13 protein-coding genes are annotated in these 20851 nt (G+C 55.4%); 9 read left to right on the top strand and 4 right to left on the bottom strand.

Features of this window, described 5'->3' with window-relative positions; genetic code table 11:
- Position 1: 1 nt before the first annotated feature.
- The 3 genes from rfbF to VH413_10740 form a co-directional block, all read right to left on the bottom strand.
- Complete coding sequence (gene rfbF / locus VH413_10750; protein ID HEX3799169.1) at positions 2 to 775, bottom strand: glucose-1-phosphate cytidylyltransferase; 774 nt, start codon at positions 773 to 775, stop codon at positions 2 to 4.
- 105 nt (positions 776 to 880) lie between these two features.
- Positions 881 to 3001, bottom strand: coding sequence for a hypothetical protein (locus VH413_10745; protein HEX3799168.1), 2121 nt, complete (start codon positions 2999 to 3001; stop codon positions 881 to 883).
- A 123-nt stretch (positions 3002 to 3124) separates the two neighbouring features.
- Positions 3125 to 4780: an MFS transporter gene (locus VH413_10740; protein ID HEX3799167.1), complete on the bottom strand. Its 1656-nt coding sequence runs from the start codon at positions 4778 to 4780 to the stop codon at positions 3125 to 3127.
- 252 nt (positions 4781 to 5032) lie between these two features.
- On the opposite strand from VH413_10740, the gene VH413_10735 reads away from it, so the two are divergent.
- From VH413_10735 to VH413_10695, 9 genes are all read left to right on the top strand, one after another.
- Positions 5033 to 6250 carry a HEAT repeat domain-containing protein gene (locus VH413_10735; GenBank protein ID HEX3799166.1) on the top strand — a complete coding sequence of 406 codons (1218 nt, stop codon included), beginning with the start codon at positions 5033 to 5035 and terminating at the stop codon, positions 6248 to 6250.
- 135 nt (positions 6251 to 6385) lie between these two features.
- Entirely contained in the window at positions 6386 to 9628 is a 3243-nt protein-coding gene (locus tag VH413_10730; GenBank protein ID HEX3799165.1) for a DUF1553 domain-containing protein, read from the top strand.
- A 3-nt stretch (positions 9629 to 9631) separates the two neighbouring features.
- Positions 9632 to 11113: a DUF1501 domain-containing protein gene (locus VH413_10725; GenBank protein HEX3799164.1), complete on the top strand. Its 1482-nt coding sequence runs from the start codon at positions 9632 to 9634 to the stop codon at positions 11111 to 11113.
- Positions 11114 to 11239: 126 nt separating this feature from the next.
- Entirely contained in the window at positions 11240 to 12367 is a 1128-nt protein-coding gene (gene leuB / locus VH413_10720) for a 3-isopropylmalate dehydrogenase (GenBank protein ID HEX3799163.1), read from the top strand.
- 60 nt (positions 12368 to 12427) lie between these two features.
- Positions 12428 to 12865, top strand: coding sequence for a nucleoside deaminase (locus VH413_10715; protein ID HEX3799162.1), 438 nt, complete (start codon positions 12428 to 12430; stop codon positions 12863 to 12865).
- Between the two features lie 385 nt (positions 12866 to 13250).
- Positions 13251 to 13910, top strand: a complete 660-nt coding sequence (locus VH413_10710; protein HEX3799161.1) for a hypothetical protein — start codon at positions 13251 to 13253, stop codon at positions 13908 to 13910.
- A gap of 152 nt (positions 13911 to 14062) precedes the next feature.
- On the top strand, positions 14063 to 17587 hold the full coding sequence (locus VH413_10705; GenBank protein ID HEX3799160.1) for a M12 family metallopeptidase: 3525 nt from the start codon (positions 14063 to 14065) through the stop codon (positions 17585 to 17587).
- Between the two features lie 235 nt (positions 17588 to 17822).
- Positions 17823 to 18524 (top strand): SprT family zinc-dependent metalloprotease, encoded by a 702-nt coding sequence (locus VH413_10700; GenBank protein HEX3799159.1) that lies wholly within the window; start codon positions 17823 to 17825, stop codon positions 18522 to 18524.
- A 103-nt stretch (positions 18525 to 18627) separates the two neighbouring features.
- Entirely contained in the window at positions 18628 to 19026 is a 399-nt protein-coding gene (locus VH413_10695; GenBank protein ID HEX3799158.1) for a VOC family protein, read from the top strand.
- A gap of 14 nt (positions 19027 to 19040) precedes the next feature.
- On the opposite strand, the gene VH413_10690 is transcribed toward VH413_10695, so the two are convergent.
- Positions 19041 to 20840 (bottom strand): hypothetical protein, encoded by a 1800-nt coding sequence (locus VH413_10690; GenBank protein HEX3799157.1) that lies wholly within the window; start codon positions 20838 to 20840, stop codon positions 19041 to 19043.
- Positions 20841 to 20851 lie beyond the last annotated feature (11 nt).

The following is a 20851-nucleotide window of genomic DNA, read 5'->3' as shown; positions in this document are numbered from 1 at the left end:
TTTACCAGATTTTCCAGGGAGCATTGCCGGAGTTCCACATCTCCGTGAGTAACTGCTGCTCGCGATAAGTGTCCATGCACTGCCAGAACCCACTGTGCGTATAGGCCGCCATCTGGCCTGCGTCAGCCAGTGTGTTCAGCGGGCCCTGTTCGAGGACGCATTTGTCATCCGTCAAATATTTGCTGATGCGCTTGTCCATCACGAAAAATCCACCGTTGATGAAATTCGCCTGGCGCGCTGCCTTCTCGCGAAACTCCGTGACGAGATTTCCCTTGATGGACAAATCGCCGAAGCGGCTCGCGGGTTGAACGGCGGTGAGCGTCGCGATCTTGCCGGCCTTTTTATGAAACGCGACCGACTTGTTGATGTCGCTATTGATCAAGCCATCGCCGTAAGTCAGCAAAAACGTGTCGCCATTGATATACGGCAGGACGCGCTTGAGGCGTCCGCCGGTTTGGGTGGTCTGACCAGTGTCAACCAGCGTGACCGACCAATCTTCCTCGGCGTGCTGATTATGATATTTGATCTGCGGACGCGCACCCAGCTTGAGCGTGACGTCGCTGGTGTTCCATTGATAATTGCGAAAATAATCCTTGATGATATCGCCCTTATAACCGAGGCACAGGATGAATTCTTTATACCCGAAGTGGGCATAAATTTTCATGATATGCCAGAGAATCGGCCGCTCGCCGACCGGCACCATCGGCTTGGGGCGAAATTCCGTTTCCTCACGCAACCGCGTTCCCAAACCACCGCATAAGATAACAACTTTCATATTCGCTTCTATAAATGGACAGGTTAAGGCTAGAAGAGTGCGGCGCTGGAATCAATCCCAATCGCGGTTAAATGGCTGGAAAAACACACTAGGCCAGCCGACGCGTTATGGCTGCCGGGTTATCTGCAAATTGACGATCGTGAAGGCGAGCGGCAATGGAGCTTCTTTGACACGGCTAGCGGGTGCGTCCGTTTTTAACTCGATTGTATTGTTGCCGTGATGACCCACGACGCTTATATCCACAGGCGCACCCTGGCCTGCGTCAATGTCCGAACTCCAAAGTTCCCGTCCGTTCATCACCATGCTCACGTGTCGTGGCGCGATGCTGCCGATAACACATGTTAGCCTGTAACTGGCGGCTTGGTGTGCCTCGCTGAAAAAGGTAAGCGTGGCATCGCCGCCGGTCCATTCCCGGGCGTCAATCGGACTGAACTCTTTCACCGCCCACCCTTTCTTAAACAAAATCTGCGCCCGGTCATCCGTATGCGGAAATTCAGGAGTGAGAGACGGCTTCAAAACGACGCAAACCTGTTCGTGAATATCATCCTCGATGATTTGAGCGCGTCCGGCGGCGGCAAATTGGTGGAGCAACCCTTCGCCTTGATCCGCGTAGCCCCGGCGATTGATGTAAATGGCGCCAAAGCCATAGCGTTCCAAAGTGCTGATCATTTCCGCTGCTGGCATCTTTTCAACTTCCCACTGCCACGCTTCACGGTTGCGTCCGCGTATGGCGCCAAACGAAAACCGAAGTGTGCTTGTCGCCAGATAAGGACGCAACATGTCATGTCCTTGAACTTCAAGCACCGGACCGGCGGCGGGAAAACTCATTACGGGAAGCTGGAAGACCATCGAACGCGGCGGAAGTTTTGCCTCCATTTGACGCCCAAAATTTTTGTCCGCTTCCACGACTTTCTCGATATGAATCGTGTCTTCCGGCGCCGTCGGACGCGGCACCTGGTCAAAAATTCCAATTAGCAAAGCCAGGCCCGCAAAAACGATATTTGCTCCCTGCGACCACTTCCGGCTTAATGCCGACATTCGAGCCACAAGGAACATCAAAATAATCGTCGAGATAAAAATGCTGTAACGGTTCGTGCCGCGAAAAAGCTGGATGCCACAAAGCGAGATGACACAATTAATCCCGCCGACCACCGAGTAGAAAATGATCCATACCGTTTGCACCGCATACGGCGGAAACGGCTTGGACGACTTCAGATTCCGCGCCAGCGCAATAAAAGTTTCCGTGAATAGCCAGATCAGGCCCACAATGCCGATGATCCCCAAATAAGGTGAAAAGATTTCGCCTTTAAGATAGGCCGAAGCCCTATAAAAATTTCCAATTTCTGCCAGCGCGGCGATGTTATGCGTGGGCGGGGGAATAAAAAATTCCATCGGCTTCAAGGCGTACAATTCCGCCTCGAAATAATGGCGGTCCATGGCGGCGGGATTTTGCCCGTGGAGAAAGTGATACAGCAGCGTGCCGGAATTGATCGCGATGAACGCGCCGCCCGCTATGGCTACGGACACCAATCCCACCTTTATATTTTCCGTTCGCCCCCGCCGGAGATACTCGATCAGGACACTAAAGCCAAGCAACTGAACATAGATGTTCAGATTGTAGGGATTGCTTACGCCCATCACGAATGCCGTGATGAAACATATCCAGGCCAGCGAATTTCCCATGCGGAGCCGTTTGCTCGAAACGATCATCCAGCAACTCAGCATCGCCCACGGCAAGGTGTAGGAATACGCCAATAGCAAATGCCCCAGCCCCCGCCAAAAATGATAATAGGTAAATGAGAAAAGCGCGGCGCCGACGAACGACCAGATTTTGGAATGCTTTAAAAAACGGCAGCAAAGATAAAATGAAACGGCGGAGAGAATGTGCCCCAATAAAACACTAACCGTCCCCGCCGTGAAAATTCCCACCGCTTTGGCCACGAGCCCAAGAGCGAAAATGAGCGCGCGTTCGTACATGGGAAAATCATTCCAATCGGCATGATACGGCGCATTTAACCGGGTGATCGTGGCGGGCCCGAACGGAATATAATCACCCTCAGAAGCAGCTTTTATCCAACCCAAAACTTGCGGCGAGTCGCCGAAATAATCCACCGGAACGCGCCAGTTCTCTGCCGACATGCGGTCACGCGCAACGCACCACACCAGCGTCACGAGCAGAATCAGCGCAACCAGCCGCGACACCGAGGTGAAGGATATTTTCCGCATCAAACCGCCCGTAAAAGACAGGAAATGCCTTGGAAAATCAAATCCAAAATTCCCGCGCCGGGCGGTGTCGTGAAAAGCTTATCCACTCACCGCATTCCAGCAGTTGGCGCAAGCCCGGACGGGTCAGGCTCTCGCCCGCGTGTCTTCTTCCTCATGCGCCTTGCCGCCGGAGCCTTCGATATGCACCTGGCGATAGCCGCCGCGCGATTTGAAGAACAGGATCATGATGAGGAACGAGATCGCCATCGTCGCGGGAATTCCTGCGGTCATGCGGAGGGCCATGCGGCCGCCGTAGAGGTCGGCATCGTGGACTTGCTGTTCGGCGGGTGTCAGGTTGGGCTGGCCGGGCGTGGGCGCGGCTTGCGCCTTGTCACGCACCGCGCCGACTTTTGCGCCATCCAAGCCTTGTATCTCGGGGAAAAACAAAAATTTGTTATAACTTTCCGATTTGTATTGTGCGTAAACTTCCGGCGCTTGTTCTTTCAACTGCCGCGACGCCACATAATCCTGGTTGTATCCAATTCCCGGTCCGCCGAGCAGACCCGCCGAAAGCATGCCGATGCCGCCCATCACGCCGATGGTAATGGCACCGCCTTTGGGAAACCGGTCGGACACCACGCCCAGCATGGTCGGCCACATGAAAGTTTTTCCGATGGCATAAATGGACGTGGCCCCGACCAGTGCGAGGCCCGTTTGCACATGCCCGAGCAAGGTCAACCCAATGCAACTGCCGAGCGCGCCAACGAGCAACAAGCCCAGCGGTGAAATTTTATGAACGATCGGCCCGGCGCAGAATCGCAGGATGAACATCAGCGTCGAGGCATAGACGAACAACAGGAGGCCGTTCGAATTGCTGTTCAAAATATTTCCCGTGATGTTGCTGATCCAACTGTCGGTGCCCAATTCCACGTAACCCAGCAGCGCATGAAGCGCGAGCAGGATGGCGAACAAGATCGGCCCCAGTTTGAATTTCATGACCGCGCTGATTCCCAGCCAGATAACGCCCGCGGCGACCACGCCGATGAACGGTTGCAATCCAAATTGCGCACAAAGTTGGCGAAACCAAACCGATACCACGAGCATCAGCACGAAAGTTCCCAGCATGCCCACTTCACCGATGCGTTCGGACAGCGGCACACCGTGAACGCTCGCTTCCGATTTTGGAAATCGCTGGCCCAGACACATGAAACCGTAAACCAACACCGGCAAAAGGAATAACGACATCTGGATTTCCCAGCGCACTTTTCCGGCGAGAAAAAACGAGATCAATCCGCCGATCACCAAGCCCGCCGGCCACCCCGCGTGGAGGATATTTAAATAATGCGTGCGGTTTTTTGGAAAGAGTGTGGCCACGAGTGGATTGGCCACGGCCTCGCACACGCCGTTGCCGATGGCGAAAATAAACATGCCCCAGAACAGGCACATCTTGGCGGCGAATCTCGCGCCGTCGGGATTGCTATGCACCATCGAAGCATAAATCGGCGAGGCCGCGAGCGTCACGACCGCCGATAATGTGTGCATGATGAACGCGAAAATCATCAGGCGTCCATAACCGATCCAGTCCGCGATCAATGCGCTAAATAAAATGATGATGCCGAATCCCGTCAAACCGCCGCCGGTGATTTCACCAAGGTCGGACAAGGTAAATCCAAATTGTTTTCCCCAATCGCCCAGGATTCCGCCGCGCACGCCGAAACCCACGCCTTCGGCCAGGATCGCCATGAAGCCCGCCCAGAGGATTCGTTTCGCATTGGGTGTGATGCCATTGCCATTGTCCATAGTTCAATTCGTTGATTGTTTGCCAACCGGCGTCGCGCGTACGCCGTTAAATAAATGCTCCCACGCGGGAACCTTCGACGGCGATGGGTCGAATGAACCTTGCGCCCTTCCAACTGTCAACGGCAAACTTCCAAAACGGCATGTTCCCCGTCGGTGGAAATAAATTTTGGAGCATGGAATTGACTGTATTTTATCCTGTTCGCGGCGATATTGGTTCATAACAAAATCTTCCCGGAAAATATTTGCCGCTTTGTGAGCATCAAAAAGAAAATTTGCGGAGTGCTGGCGTTCGCGTTTTTCGCGATTGCTTTTTTTCTGATGGTTCGTCCTGCCGCGCGGCCTGAACCCATTGTTCAAGGGAAAAATTTCAGTTGGTGGTTTGCCGAGGCAGAATCCATGCCGAACTATGTATTCACCGCGGATTCCACCAAAGCCATTTACTCAATGGGCGATGCCGCGATCCCACTGCTGACCGAGCGCGCCTGTCATGAAGACCCGTGGTGGTTTGGAACCTACGTTCGGCACTACGCAAAATTTCCGCGGGGCATACAGAAAATGCTGCCTCCGCCAGATAACTCCGTGGTCCGGCAACTTGTCGCCGCCGAGTTACTCGCGAAGTTCGGTTATGCCGCCCGCGTGGCTGTGCCGGATTTGATCAAGGCGTACGGCGAATCCTCGCGAAAATATCTTGGCTTGCCTCCGGGACACATTGATTGGGCGCGGCAACTCACCAATCCCGCGCCACTGGTGATTTCTGCCGCGCCGGTGTTTCGGCCCGGTGGATATTTCCAGATGTGGGCTTTGAAAATAATCGCGGATGAAGGTTCGGACGATCCGCAAGTGATTCCGCTCCTGCTCAGTTCACTGCACCTGCCCGATTCGAATTTGCACGGCCTGGTCCTGGAAGGAATGAAAAACAATACGAACTTCAACACCGCCATTCAACATTCTCAATCCATCTTGCTGATCGCGCTAACCGATTACGATCCGGTTGTCCGAGCGGCCGCGGCGGATATGCTCGCCATGCTTGCGCTTGGTCATCCGGAAATCGTTCCGGCGCTGCTGAAAGCCTTGGCCGATCAGGATAATTATGTCCGCGAATCGGCCATGAAAGCGCTCGCCAAATCCAATGTTCCCTTGCGGATCGTATTGCCAGTCGTTGCCGGAGAGCTAGCGGAATCCAATGGCGACTCTCAGCGAAACGCCTTGGTCCTGCTTTTTCACGCGAGCGGCGGTGGCACGAATTTATTGAACTCATTGGAGACTGCGGTGGATGATTCGGACGCCAGCGTGCGCATCGCGGCGGTGCAGGCCATCGAGTATCTCGGCTCGCGCGCGAAAGCCACTATTCCTAAACTGACCCAGCACACGCTCGTGCCATTGGAACCCGACGAACGCGTGCGTGATGAAGCCGCCAATGCGTTGAAAAAAATAACGCACGAGAACACCAGGCCGGGAAATAATTTGTAAGCTTACGGTGATTTGACCTGAAGTTATAGGCAGGCGACTTGAAACCGCCGCCGATGCAGCCTATTTTTTGAATAAGTTATTCACTAACTCGTCTAAGATTGCGTAAACTCGCGCGTGAGTGTTTAATATCCGGCAATGACCCTGGCCAAAAATTCCGGCACCCGTTTGCCTGAACCATCCCGCATGGCTTCGCGCCGGCGGGTTGCGCGGGAATCTTTTGTCTGCGGGTTGATCTTTTTCCTGGCGGCATCGCTTTGCCACGCGGCTTCGGGGACGAATGACATTCAATACAATCGCGACATTCGTCCGATCCTCATAGAGAATTGTTTCGCCTGCCACGGCCCGGATTCAGCCGCGCGCAAAGCGAGCCTGCGACTCGATCGCTTTGATGACGCCGTCGCCACGCGCGCGAAGTCCGATCCCGCCATCGTGCCCAAACAACCGTCCGCGAGCGAACTCATCCATCGCATCAACGAGCAGGACCCGGACGACATCATGCCGCCGACCAAGACCGGCAAAGCGCTTACTCCGCAGCAAAAAGATTTGCTCGCGCACTGGATCGCGGCAGGCGCGAAATATCAGCCGAATTGGTCTTTGATCGCGCCGGTGCGGCCGGCAATTCCGGTCGTACATAATCATCGCTGGGTGCGCAATCCGATTGATAATTTCATCCTCGCGCGGCTCGAACAGCAACATCTCTCGCCCGCGCCCGAGGCGGATCGCCGCACGTTGATTCGCCGCGTCACTCTCGACCTCATCGGTCTGCCGCCCACGCCCGCCGAGGTCAATGCCTTCCTCGCCGACAGATCTTCCGACGCTTACGAAAAACTCGTGGACCGTTTGCTCGCCTCGCCGCAATACGGCGAGCATCGCGCGCGTTACTGGCTCGACGCCGCGCGCTATGGCGATTCCAATGGCATTCATTTCGATAATTATCGCGAGATGTGGTCGTATCGCGATTGGGTGATCAACGCATTCAACCAGAACAAAACCTTTGATCAATTCACCATCGAACAACTCGCGGGCGATTTGATTCCCCATCACACGCTCGAACAGGAAATCGCCAGCGGCTTCAATCGCTGCAATATCACCAGCAACGAAGGCGGCGCGATTGACGAGGAATATCTGGTGCTTTACGCGCGCGACCGCACGGAGACGACCTCGCAGGTTTGGCTTGGACTGACGGCCGGTTGCGCGGTGTGTCACGACCATAAGTACGATCCCTTGCCGCAAAAACAATTTTACGCGCTCTCCGCCTTTTTCAACAACACCTCGCAAAAGGCGATGGATGGCAACGTCAAAGACACGCCGCCGACGATAGAAGTCGCCCGGCCCGAAGACCGCGCCCGCTGGGATGCGCTGCCCGGCGAAACCAATGCCGCGGAAGAACGCATAGAGCATCGCCGCTCAACCGCCATGCCGGAATTCAACACCTGGATGACTAATACTTCACCGGAAATGTTTGCGAAAAAAATTCCGAACGAAGGGCTTACGTTTCATGCGCCGCTCGCGGACAACAATCAGGAAAAACTCAAAGTCACCGTGCGCGGTCAGGACCGCGAATTGAATCTCGCGACCAATGCGGAGTGGATTGCCGGAGTCCTTGCGTCGCAGGCATTCGTCACGAGCCAAACACGGACGCCGGTGGTTGCCGATTTTGGCGATTACGAAACAAACCAGCCGCGTTCGTATGGAGTCTGGGTTTATCTCACGACAAATCGCGATGGCGCGCTTTTTTCGCGAATGGACGATGGCAAGCCGGGTTCGACCGGTTGGGATTTGTGGCTTCAGGGCGGCCAGCCGGCCACGCACATCGTCAGCAAATGGCCGGAAGACGCCATCAAAGTGATGGCCAAAAAAGCGATTGAGACGAATCGCTGGACGCATCTGTTCGTGACCGTGGACAACACCATGAAAGCGAAAGGCGTGAAACTTTACGTGGATGGCAAGGCGCAGGACGTCACGGTGGTCGCGGACCACCTGACAAATTCGATTCATACGGACGCGCCGTTCAAGATCGGCAAACGCAACGCGGGCTTTGCGGTCAACGGCGCGGGTTTGCAGGATTTGCGGGTGTATGACCGCACGCTCAGTTCCGGTGAAGTGCAGGCGCTCTTCCACGACACGCGCATGGCATGGCTCCTGGGCGAACCCGGCAATCAACGCACCGAGGCCGACACGAATTTTCTCTATTCGTCGTGGCTCGCGGAAATTGATTCCGAGTTCATGAACGCGACGTCCGCGCTCGCTGCGCTGGAAAAAGAAATCGCCGAGATTAAAATGCGCGGAACCGAAGCGCTGGTCATGCACGAGCGCGACCAACCGCCGGTCGCGTATGTCCTCTTTCGCGGTGATTACGACAAGCGCCGCGACAAGGTCGAGCCGGACACGCCGACCGCGCTGCCGCCGATGCCCAAAGATTTTCCGCATAACCGCCTCGGCTTCGCGAAGTGGCTGTTGTTGCCGGAAAACCCGCTCACCGCACGCGTGACCGTCAATCGTTTCTGGCAGCAAATTTTCGGCGCGGGCATTGTGCGGACGACGGGAGATTTTGGCGTGACCGGGGAATTGCCCACGCATCCCGAATTGCTCGATTGGCTCGCGGTGGATTTTCGCGAATCCGGCTGGGACATGAAACGGATGTTCAAGCTGTTCGTCATGTCGGCCACGTATCGGCAATCCGCCGTCGTCACGCCGGAAAAACTAGCAAAAGATTCTGATAATCGCCTGCTTTCGCGCGGCCCGCGGTTCCGCATGGATGCCGAGATGGTTCGCGATTACGCGCTCAGCGCCAGCGGTTTGCTCGTCCCGAAAATTGGCGGCCCCAGCGTGAAGCCGTATCAGCCTGACGGTGTTTGGGAAGCGGTCGCGATGCCCGAGAGCGACACGCGAGTTTATAAGCGCGACAGTGGCGATAAGTTATATCGCCGCAGTCTCTACACATTGTGGAAGCGCGCCGCGCCGCCGGCTTCGATGGAAATTTTCAACGCTCCCAGTCGCGAGACTTGCACCGTCCGCCGTGAACGCGGGGACACGCCCTTGCAAGCGCTCGTGACGCTCGACGACCCACAATTCGTCGAGGCCGCGCGGCATCTTGCGCAAGTCACGCTGGAACAGGCGGGCACGGATCAAAACGCGCGGCTCGATTTCATGGCGCAACGCCTTCTCGCGCGCCATTTGCGCCGCGAGGAAAAAGAAGTTTCGCGCAATGTTTTGAAAGATTTGCTCGCGCATTACCAGGCCGATCCGAAAGACGCGACCGCCTTGCTTTCAGTCGGCGAATCACCCGCCGATCCGAAGCTCGACGCGTCCACGCTCGCCGCCTACACGATGGTCGCGAACGAATTCATGAACCTCGACGAAGTCTTGAATAAATAATTTATGTTTCCCGAATTTAATCCCCATCCGATTTTCAAAGATTACGTTCGTTATGAAACGCGCCGGCAATTTTTCCGCCGCGGCGCGAGTTTCATGGGCGCGGCCGCACTCGGCATGCTCGCGCCGGAATTGGTGCGCGGCGCGGAAAAAGATCCCCGGGAAATGCTGCGGCCCATCGGCGCGGATTTTGCCCCCAAGGCGAAACAGGTGATTTATCTGCACATGGTCGGCGGACCGTCCCAAATAGATTTGTTCGATTACAAGCCGACGATGAAGGATTGGTACGACAAGGATTTGCCCGAAAGCATCCGTATGGGCCAGCGGCTGACGACGATGACGAGCGGGCAGACGCGCTTTCCCGTCGCACCGTCCAAATATAAATTCGCGCAATACGGCAAAAACGGAATGTGGGTGAGCGAACTTCTGCCGAACACTGCGAAGATGGTGGACGACTTGTGTTTCGTCCGCTCCATGCACACGGATGCCATCAATCACGAACCCGCGATTTGTTTCATGCAGACCGGCAACCAGATCACCGGGCGTCCGTGCCTTGGCTCATGGGTATCTTACGGGCTGGGTTCGTTGAATAAAGATTTGCCGACGTTCGTGGTGCTTATCGCCAAGCCGACGAACACGGAACAAATTCAAGCCATCTCCGGACGGTTGTGGTCGTCGGGATATTTGCCGGGCCAACACACGGGCGTGTCATTTCGCTCGGCGGGCGACCCGATTCTTTACATCAACAATCCCGCGGGCGTGTCGTCCGACGTGCGCCGTAAAATGCTCGACGGTTTGAAGGCGCTCAACGAAATGAATTTTCGCGAAGTCGGCGATCCCGAAACCCACACGCGCATGGAGCAATACGAACTCGCGTTTCGCATGCAATCAAGCGTGCCGGAATTGACCTCCATTGCCAACGAGCCCGACTCGACTTACGAACTTTACGGCGACGACGCCAAGAAACCCGGCACGTTCGCGAACAGCGCCCTGATGGCGCGTCGCATGGTCGAACGCGGCGTGCGTTTCGTGCAAATTTATCACAACAACTGGGACACGCACTCGAATGTCAAAGGCCGACTGCCGAGCCAATGCAAGGACGTGGACCGCGCGTGCTACGGCCTCGTGCAGGATTTGAAACAACGCGGGTTGCTCGACGAGACGCTGGTGATTTGGGGCGGCGAATTCGGCCGCACGATTTATTCGCAAGGCGGTTTGTCCCATGACAATTACGGACGCGACCATCATCCGCGCTGTTTCACCATGTGGATGGCGGGCGGCGGTTCGCGCGCCGGTGCGGTCTATGGCGAGACGGATGATTTTTGTTACAACATCAGCAAAGACCCCGTCCACGTACATGATTTCCATGCCACGATTTTGACGTTGCTCGGCTTCGACCACGAAAAATTCACGTATCGTTATCAGGGATTGGATCAGCGTTTGACTGGCGTTGAACCCGCGAGGATTATTCGGGATTTGATGACGTAAAGTAATTTTTCGATAGGCGCCATTTTATTACGTGCGGTTCATCGGTTCGCGTATTGAACGTCTATATAGAAACTCCATAGTTTCTGCTTTCCTGAAATCGCCTCGCTCCTTAATCTCCCACATTATATGAGTTCAACTGTCTTTAAAATTGCGTCGCTTGCGGGCGATGGCATCGGGCCGGAAGTGATGCGCGAGGCGATCAAGGTTTTGCGCGCCGTGGAGAAAAAATTTTCGTTGTCGCTGAAAATCACCGAGGCGCCGGTCGGCTGGGCGGGCATTGACGCCGCCGGCAAGGCGCTTCCCGACGCGACGCTCCAGTTGTGCAAGGAATCGGATTGCATATTGTTCGGCTCGGTCGGCTTGCCGGATCGCGATCCGACGATTCCCAAGGAGGAACGCCCCGAACGCGCGGCGCTGTTGCGTTTGCGCAAGGAATTCGGCCTTTACGCGAATTTGCGTCCGGTGAAATTGCCGAAGGAACTGGCGCACGCCTGCCCGCTCAGCAAGGAACGCCAGGGCGATGGCCTTGATATTCTGGTCGTGCGCGAACTGACCGGCGGCATGTATTTTGGCCAGCCAAAAAAGACGGAGCAAATTTCCGCGGGCGCGGGCGGCGGCACGATCCAGCGCGCGATTGATACGATGGTTTACACTACGCCCGAGATTGAACGCATCGCGCACGTGGCGTTTCGCACGGCGAAGTTGCGCCGCAAAAAGCTCACGAGCATTGACAAGGCGAACGTGCTCGAAAACGGCGTGCTGTGGCGCGAGGTTGTCACGCAGGTCGCGAAACAATATCCCGACGTCGCGCTCGACCACATGTTCGTGGATAACGCCGCGATGCAACTGGTCCTCAAACCCACGCAGTTCGACGTGTTGCTCTGCGAAAATATGTTCGGCGATATTTTGAGCGATGAAGCCGCCGCGCTGGCGGGTTCGCTCGGCATGCTGCCCAGCGCCAGCCTCGGCGCGCAAAGTGGCGAAGGCAGTTTCGGTTTTTACGAGCCTGCCGGCGGCACCGCGCCGGACATCGCCGGAAAAAATCTGGCGAACCCTATCGCGCAAATCCTTTCCGCCGCGCTGATGCTGCGGCACAGCTTCAATCGCAACGACGCCGCGCTGGCCATCGAAAACGCGGTGGGCAAGGCCATCGCCGCAGGCAATCGCACGAGCGATATTTTCAGCGCGACGGAATCCGGCGCGCGCAAAGTCGGCACCACGCAGATGGGTGAGGCGATCATTGCAGGTATTTGATCGTGGCTTGAATGCGTTTTATCACATTGCAAAAATTGTTTCGTGACGCAAAACTTTGCCATGGATCTTTTTCTCCAGGCCGCGATTGACGAAGCGAAAAAAGGGCTCGATTCCGGCGGCATTCCCATCGGCTCGGTGCTCGTTTGCGATGGCAAAATCATCGGGCGCGGCTACAACCAGCGCGTGCAGCATGGCAGCGTGATCCATCACGCGGAAATGAATTGCCTCGAAAACGCCGGCCGCCTCACCGCATCCGTCTATCAGAAATGCACGCTTTACTCAACGCTCTCGCCGTGCCCGATGTGCAGCGGCGCGGCGTTGCTCTACAAAATCCCGCGCATTGTCATCGGCGAGAACGTGACGTTTCAAGGTCCCGAGGATTACGTGCGCTCGCAAGGCGTGACGCTGGAAATTCTCCACGACGAACAATGCATCAAGCTCATGCGTGACTTCATTGCCGCCCGGCCTGAACTGTGGAACGAAGACATTGGAGTCTGAAATCAGCGGGGTTTTCGTCGGGAGGGTTTACACTACACACAGGTTGCTTTTGTCGTATTATGCTTTACTGCAAGGAACACTTTTTCTCCGGGCATTCTATTTTATATATGATTGGTTTATAAATGGTTAGGCGGTTAACTCGTGCCGGTCAATCTGACAAACCAATGTTTAACCATCATTGATGGAGCCATTCGCCCTGCCAAACACGTCGATTTTTCTTACAAAACCAATTCATATTGCAACTTGCGGCATAGTTTTAAATATTTCGACTGTAATAGCTTAGGCCTTTTATAAACTGCATATCCTCAAGGCACACATTTTGCTTTCTGACATGCGACATTTGTCACGAACAAACCTGTAACCTGTAGTCATTAATTAGTATCGCATGAAATTACTTACCATCCTCGCGGCGGTTTCGACTCTGTGCCTGGCACAGTCGAGCTTCGCTTATACCGCAGTCACGACCGACGCTCCTGAAACCAATGCCAAAGGTGCTGGCAACATTCTGCCCGGCGCGCAAATCGGCGACACTTTCAGTGTCACTATGGGCTCTTTCGCCTCTTATCTTCCGGCTCCTGGAGATCCGATCATTGCGGGCGCGAATCCCGATGGCACCGGCGGCGACCTTAGCTCCTATCGTTTCTCCATGTCCGGCACTGTCACCGGCGTGAATGGCAATCAAGTGAGCTATGCTGGTTTCTACCAGATTTTCTATGATTTGAATCACGACGGCGTGTTCGACGGCAGCGACACCAGTGTGTCCTCCGGCACTCTTGGTTTACTCGTCAATTTCAATGGCGGCAGCCCCTACGCCGCCGATGGCAATTTGTTTCAGACTCAGGGACCGACGGGCCCCGGCGCTTCATCGTTCGCGGGTTTCTCGGATAATTTCGCTTCGTTCAACGGCCAGTACATCCAGGTTACCCCGGCGGGCGGTTTCGTTCAGGGCACCATCAGCAGCCCTGATACGACCACGACGCTCGGATTGCTCGGACTTTCGGCCGGCGCGCTCCTCGCGTTCAAACGCCGCGTCTCCGTCGCGTAATTTAAGATCGTAAAAAACCCTAACCGAGGCGGCATCTGTAATGGATGCCGCCTCGTTCTTTTATAACGAGCCCGGTTGCGGACAAAACCACTTGCTGAACTTTCGCCCTTAAATTATGGTGCCAATATCGTATTTCAGAAAGATTCCCGTCTATGAAAATGCGTCTTCATTGCCTCGTCGGATTTTTATTTATTTGCGCATTCGCTTTTTTCTCACGTGCCATTCGCGCCGCTGAAAATGGCGGCAGCGAGAATGTGAATGTCGCCGCGCTCAATCAACTTCTCGCGAACGTCCAGCCGAATCAAAAACTCGTCACCATCGGCGACATGCAGTTTCCCGTCGGCACGATCACGGCGTTTCGCGATCAACTGGCCGGCGCGCCTTCGCCGCAAAGCGCGTTTCAATCTCCGTCGCAAACGTGGCCCAACGGAAATATCTATTACGAATTTTCCACCGCGGGCACGAACGCTGTGCCCGCGAATTTGCAAAAGGCTTTTCTCGATGCCGCGGGCGAGTGGGCCATGTTCGCGAATTTGCATTTCATCGCGCGCACCACGCAGACCAATTATGTGCTCGTGCAAGTGGATCAGAGCCTTGAAGGCGGCCAATCCGCCGTCGGCATGATCGGCGGTGAACAGATGTTGTCCGTCAGCCCCAACGCGTGGAACCGCGGCACACTTTGTCATGAGATCGGCCACACGCTCGGGCTGATTCACGAGCACCAACGCTCCGATCGCGATTCCTTCGTCACCATCATCACAAACAACATCGTCCCCGGTGGCCTCGGCAATTTTGTTTTGGTTCCCAATTCGATCAATGTCGGCCCGTACGATTTTCTCTCGGTCATGCACTACGCGCGCAATTATCTTTCCACCGATACTAACCTCGACACCATTGTTCCCCTGCCCGCGTTCACGCAATACATCAATGTCATGGGCGAGCCCGGGCCGATTGTCCTGAGCGCTGGCGACCGCGCGGGCATGGCTGCCGTTTACGGCGCGGGACCGGTCATCACGCCCGTCGTGACCAACACGCTCGACAGCGGGCACGGCAGTTTGCGCGCCGCATTATATTACGCGTTCGATTACCCCGGCACGCGCATCACTTTTAATGTCGCAACCACCGATTCCAGCTACACCAATGGTATCTTTACGATCCAGCCGAGCGATCAACTTCCCGCGCTCGTCAACGCCACCATTCTCGAAGGTGCGAGCCAGCCCGCGACTTTCACGAATACCGACGCCCCAAACATCGTGATCAACGGCGCGCTCGCGCCGGTGCCGAGCACATTTGCAAATGGCCTGCATCTTTCGGGAACGAATTGCATCGTCCACGCGCTCACAATCAATGGTTTTTCCGCTTCGAGCATTTTGCTGGATGGCACGAATACGACGGATAACACCATCGCCGGTTGTTACCTCGGAATTGATGCCACTGGAAATATTCCGGTGACCAATGGACTTTCTCCCATCACGATTTCCAGCGGCGCGAATGGCAACCTCATCGGCGGCACGTCCGCGACGAATCGCAATGTGATTTCTGGCGGCGTCTTTCAAGGCATCTTCATTCACGATCCGGGCACGGACAATAACTTGGTTGAGGGAAATTATATTGGCCTCAATGCTGCCGGAACAACTGCGTTGCCCAACGGTTTTGCGGGCGTCGAAATCGCTGGCGGTGCGCAAAGAAATATTATCGGGGGCACAACACCCGGCGCGCGCAATATCATTTCCGGCAACACCGACCAAGGCGTGGCGATGGATGGCGTCGGCACGACTGGCAATATCGGAGAAGGGAATTATATCGGGTTGAATCCGTCCGGCACGGCTGCCATTCCGAATGGTTTTTCCGGCGCGGAAATGTTTTCGGGCGCGCAATCCAATATCGTTGGCGGTCTCGCACCCGGCGCGGGCAATGTCATTTCTGGAAATTTATTTCAAGGCATCGTCATAGATGGTGATGGAACCACTGGCAATCTCGTCGAAGGAAATTATATCGGCTTGAGCGCTTCCGGCACCGCGGCTATTCCAAATGGCGGCGCGGGCGTGGGCATTTTTAGCGCAGCGGCGCAAAATATAATCGGCGGAACCACTGCGGCCGCGCGAAATATTATTTCTGGAAATACGCAACAAGGCGTCGCCATCGGAAATGCCGATACTTCCAGCAATATCGTCGAAGGAAATTACATTGGCCTCAACCCGACCGGAACCGTCGCGATCGCCAATACTTTTCCGGGCGTAAATCTTTTTGACGGCGCGAGTGGAAATCTCATCGGCGGCATCTCAACCGGCGCGGGCAACGTCATTTCGGGCAATGCCGGACAAGGCGTTTCTGCGCAGGATGCCGGCACCTCCGGCAATTTCATCCAGGGAAATTTGATCGGTCTCAACGCCGCCGGAACTGCGGCTGTGGCGAACACCGGCGTGGGAATTGAGATGTTTGATGATGTCGGGCCAAACATCATCAGCGGCGGCAATGTTATTTCAGGCAATGGCGATGATGGCGTGCTGTTCGATAATGGGGCGTCTTCGAATGTCGTCGCCGGAAATTTTATCGGGCTCGACCTCACCGGCATGACCGCGATTCCCAACGCCGGTTCGGGCGTGGAAATGTTCGTCGGTGCGAATAACAATCTCGTCGGCGGCGCGATGGGTCGCAATTATATTTCTGGCAACACGAAGAGCGGCGTGCTCATTGACGACGGCGCGTCTTTCGACGCCGTCTTGGGAAATACCATCGGCCTCAATATCGCCTATCTGGCCGTGCCGAATCTCAATGCCGGTGTCGGGCTTTTTGATGGTGCGCAATCCAACCACATCGGCGGCATTCTTCCCGGCCAGGCAAATCTTATCGCCGATAACCTGGGCGGCGGCGTGGAACTTTACGATACCAATACGATAGACAATTCGGTTCGCGGCAATTCGATTTTTGGCAATGCGACCGGCTTCGGCATCTATCTTTTCCTCGCCAACAACAGCGCCGCCGCGCCTGCCTTCAATCTTTCCTCGGCGACGCTCACAACGAACCTGACTACCATTGGCAACGTGTCGGGTAGCGCGCCGCTCACAGCGTATCAACTGGATTTTTACGCCAATTCGCCGAGTGCAACTTTGGCCGAAGCGACCACTTATATCGGCGGAACTGCGGTTGTCACCGGCGCGGACGGTTCTGCCTCGTTCACCGTGCAGCTCAACGCGATCATTCCCATTGGCAATACCGTCGTTGCTTCGATCACGGACCCGTCGGGTAACACGTCCATGTTTTCACCCGGCGTCATGGTGACCGGCGCCGATTCGATTCACGATGGCATCACCGATGCCTGGCGCGTCGCGCATTTCGGCAGCGCCACGCCGACCAATGCCCAATCCTGCGCCACTTGCGATCCTGATCACGACGGCCTGAACAACTTGCAGGAATTTTTCGCCGGCACGGATCCAAATGATTCCAGCAGCGCGCTTCGCTCCGGCTCACTCACGGCCGACGGAAACGATCTCGTGCTGAGTTTCTCCACCGTTTCGGGAATCACCTATCGCGTCGAATACAAAAACGATTTGACGACGGGAAGCTGGCTCCTGCTTGCCGATCAAATTCTCGGTACCGGCAACACGATCCAGCTTACCGACCCGAATGCGGCTCCCACTGGCCACCGTTATTATCGCGTGGAAGTCTTACCTTAGAGCATTTCCACAAATTATGTAGCGGTGTGCTGGTGTCCTGAAAGCAAGCGGTCTTTTTGGTTTTTGGCTTCGTTTCGGCTCAGTCACAGGCCACTGCGGGCCTGCTCCTTCGCCAAAGCCTCGCCAAAAGCCAAAAATCCTCGCTTCACACCGCTACATAATTTCTGTCAATGCTCTAACGCGTTTGAATTTCATTGAATTTTTTCTGGCTCCCGCGCATACTTTTTTGCGACCCATGCGAGCCAACCTCACCATTGGCAAATGCGATGTCCTCCAGGGCCGCACCATGTCCCTGCGCATTGATTATCGCCGACGCCCCAATGCCCGCCGCTATATTCTCCGCCTGAACGAAACCGGCGATGGTGGATGCGTCACGATCCCGCGCGGCGGTTGCCATGCGGAGGCCCAAAGTTTTGTGCGGCGCAATTTGTCCTGGCTCGAAGACCGTCTTAACCGGCAACGGGAAAGAATCCGCGCCACCGGCGATGACAACACCATTCTCCTCCGCGGCGAGCCGGTGTCATTGGACGCCGCCGCGCAGCAACTTTTGTCCACCACGGATTTGTCCACGATCATGGGCAACAGCGCCATGCTTCGCGCCCGCTTGAAAACAAAATTTTGGCGGCTCGCAAAAACCGAATTGCCCGCGCGCGTGAGTGAACTCGCGCTGGCGCATGGGCTGGCCATTCGCCGTGTCTCCGTGCGCGATCAACGCTCCCGCTGGGGTTCGTGCTCCGTCAAAGCCGTCATCTCGCTCAACTGGCGTCTCATCCAGACACCCGGCTTCGTCCGCGATTACATCATCATTCACGAACTGATGCATCTGCGGGAAATGAATCACTCGTCCCGTTTTTGGAAACACGTTTACACTGCGTTCCCGCAAACCGATGCCGCCGAAGCCTGGTTAAAAACTCACGCCTCACTTTTGCGCGGCTGATTTCTCGAACGGTTTTTTTCAATGGGATTCGCCATCCTCGGCAAAACGGGTTTGTCAGGGTTTTTGCGTGCGTCACGCGAATGGTTCGTCTTAAATGCCACGAATGAAATACACAGTAGAACACCTTGGCCTACCCGCGCCCGATTCCGCCGCTCTCAAAAATTGGTATGTGGACGTTCTTGAAGCCAAACTCGTTTGCGACAATGGCCAAACCCCCGCAACATATCTGCTCAGCCTCGCCGGCGGTTTGATGATTGAAATTTATCCCGCTACGACCACTTCGCCCGATACCGCGAACAACTTCGTCGCCGGTTTTCGGCATCTCGCCTTGCGCGTCGCTTCGATAGAAGAAGCCCAGGCTGCGCTTGAAAAAAAGGGAGTGACCTTTCCCGAACCCAGCCGCCCCGCGATGGGTGGCGGGCGCGTGTTATTTTTTCGCGACCCCAATCAAAACCTGCTGCACTTCGTCGAGCGCGCACCGGATTCTCCGATTCGTGCCTGACAAACGCCAACTGGCTATTGGGAATGGATCCGATAGAAACGGGCGGGTGAATTGGTGTCCATGGGCAGTTGAACCGTCATGTTCGTTCCATCTGCGATCTGATTGGTCAGGATGTCTGTCCAGGTAGATCCATTGACCGATGTCTGAGTCACGATTCGCTGGCCCACCGCACCAACGAGATCGAGGTTGAACATATTTGACGAAATGTGAGGCAACGCGATCGAAGGAACTCCGGTGTAAACTTGAAAAAGCGACCGGCCCAGCGCGCCATACCAACGGCCATCGAGCCAATAAAAGTAAAGCCCGAGGCCGGGCGACTGAGTAGCAATGGCAGCTGGTTGCGTTCCCACTTTGCCGAAATAAAGCTCGCTGCCGTTATAGAAAAATATTTCGCCGAGAGGATTCAAAGCGGCCAAAGTGCTGGAAGTGCCGAAAAAGGTGATTTGCGTCGTCACGCCGTTGGGCGCGCGCCGCCAGATTTGAGCCTGGCCACCGCCGGTTTGTTCATAAGCAACCCAGCCGTTCCTGACCAAATAATCCGCTCCAATCGAAGCGGCCTGCGCGACTACTGATTTCCCCGCGCCGTTGAGGAGCACGAGCATCTGATTGGTGCTGGTGGTTTCGATATAGAATACATTCGTGCCATCGGTTTTGGGCGTGTCAACGGTGTTGCCATCGCTGGCGAGCAAAGTAGAGGTTCCACTTCGATAGCGGTAGATGGCCGTCCCGTGAAGAGAAGAATCCTCGGTCGAATAGACGACATCACCATTGGCAGCGACATCGAATTGAAAAGCGGCGCTGGGGCCATCGCCCAAATTGGTAATCACTTGTGAAGCGCCCGTGGTCAAATTAATCAATCCCAAAGTCGGGTAGTAGCCGCCACTCCGACCCAGCGCCCAGGCAGCATAATTTCCCTGGCTCGATAATGATTCGCTCTGGCCCGTGGAATATACCTGCGGCGTTTGACCGGTGAATGGGGCCTGATCAAGTCTAACCGTTGAATTAAGAACGGACACAGCGCCTTCAGGAGCAAGAAACCCGCCTCCAAAAACTTCCAGGTTAGTGTTGACCACAGACTCCGCCCCATTCGTTCGGGAATAGACTTTAAGATAGCCACCGCCCGGCTCATTTTCAAAAAACAACAGGCGATCCGAATTCACATCCACGATGATGCCTTCGCTTACTTTAGCCACTTCGACAAAATTCGTGCTGCTTTGGACGTAAAACTGGTGGAACTGCCAAAGGTATTGATTGGCGGAATCCCTGGCTTCAAATCGCAAATACCGCAGTTCTCCGTCATAAGCCGCCAAAGACGAATTCGTGGTCAGTGAATTAGTCGCAGAAACCAGCAGCGGCCCGCCGGTATCTTCGGCGGCGCTTTCCACATAGATGCTCAAATGCGAACCTGCGGGGCCGTCGTCAGCGCTAATGGCAGAGATGTCCAGTCCGGGCCGGGCCACGGTTCCATTGACTGGCAGCGTCACCGAAAGCGTGGGGGGATTATCATGGATGACGGTTTCGGTTTTTTGACCCGAGACTCCAAAGACATCCGTGGCTATCGCAGTCAGGGTCACATTGCCAAACGGGACGTTGGTAAATGACAAGGTTCCCACCCATAACAAGCCGTTGAAGGAAAGGTCGTTGGTTTGGCCATCATAGACAATTTGCACTCCCTGAAGTTCATAAGTGGAAGTAGTGCCCACACTGATGGGAAAACTATTGGTGACGTAAGAATTCGGTCCTGGCGAATTGAAACCCACGGAAACACTCTCCTGGCCAAAAGCGGATTGAACGCAGGCAATTCCGATGAACATCTGCGATAAAA

The organism is Verrucomicrobiia bacterium, assembly GCA_036268055.1.
GTDB lineage: Bacteria > Verrucomicrobiota > Verrucomicrobiia > Limisphaerales > Pedosphaeraceae > DATAUW01.
The sequence above is the reverse complement of the archived record's forward strand: the minus strand, read 5'-3'. Positions and strand labels throughout refer to the sequence as shown.